The following is a 1216-nucleotide window of genomic DNA, read 5'->3' on the forward strand; positions in this document are numbered from 1 at the left end:
ATCTTATACTTCTTTTCGCACGTTCTTCCCACCTCTTATGTATACAAAGGGTTCCATCATTCGTCGTTGTAACATGGGAGATCATACGTTCAGTTATCGGATCGGGTATCCTCACGCCAGTCAGCATTCTGTCTAGGTACCGTAAGGCACCTATGTTTGCAACTCTCCGTAATGCAGGGACAACTGCCTCGCTTTCTCCCTCAGCATATCAACGAGCTCGGGAGGCTCGATAACTTTAGCCTCCATACCCAGCCGCAAGAAAATCTGAGCCGCGTATTCGAGTTCATTCCGATCGACCGTTGAATCCACTATGCCATGGTACTCATCCTCCATGACAACATCATTCTCCAGCCAAGGTATGCTCTCGCACTGCCTTGCCCCTTCCCTTGTCAGCTCAGCGTATACTCGAACCGGTTCGCGAATGGGATACTCCTCCAGCCACTCTTTAAGATTCATGTCCACATCATAGGTCTTGTCTGTTAAAGTCAACGTTTCCATCCGGTCCATGCGGAACACACGCAAATCCCCGTTCTCGTTCTCCATCGCGGGCATATACCATAAGCCATTCTGCGCGTAGACGCCGATAGGCAGCACTTCCCGGTCACTCGTGCCCGATCTGGAACGATAACGGATTCTTACCACCCGCTGATGAAGCGCAGCTTCAATGATGTCCTTTAAATAAGGAGAGCCCGCAGTCCTGATTGGACTCCAAAAAGTCAGCACCGATTCCAGACGGCTGATCATCTTCTTGGTATCCTCCGGAAACCCCGCCAGCAGCTTACGGGAGGCGGAGTCGATATTTAACTCAAACGGTAACGAGGTATAACGTTTCAATGCCTGAAAGGCAAAAAATATAGCAAACACTTCATCTTCATCGAATAGGATCGGCGGAAGAACACGGCTCTTTAATGTACGGTAACCCCCATGCCGCCCCTGCTCCGTATACAAGGGAACGCCCATATCGCTAATCTCGGTGAGATACCGATGGGCTGTGCGAACGGAAACGCCAAATTCATCAGCCACTTCCTGAGCGGTAAAGCTCCTTTTGGCATTGGCATACATAATGACATCCATCAGTTGCTTCGCTTTTGACATCATGCCCTCCTTAGGTTCAATAACCAGACAATAATTGTCATGTTTATAAGATATGCTATTGCCATGTAAAGGTCAAAACGATACAGGAAAGGAGTTCTCATGATAAATACAAACATAGACC

At 48.4% G+C, this 1216-nt stretch carries 1 protein-coding gene; it reads right to left on the minus strand.

Features of this window, described 5'->3' with window-relative positions; genetic code table 11:
* Window positions 1–150: 150 nt before the first annotated feature.
* Entirely contained in the window at window positions 151–1095 is a 945-nt protein-coding gene (locus ACFRAK_RS29145) for a helix-turn-helix transcriptional regulator (protein ID WP_394573220.1), read from the minus strand.
* Window positions 1096–1216: the final 121 nt, after the last annotated feature.

Source organism: Peribacillus sp. NPDC056705 (assembly GCF_043656335.1).

Excerpts from the sequence above, each read along its gene's own strand:
- ACFRAK_RS29145 (WP_394573220.1), bottom strand. The coding sequence starts at position 1,095 with ATGTCAAAAGCGAAGCAACTGATGGATGTCATTATGTATGCCAATGCC.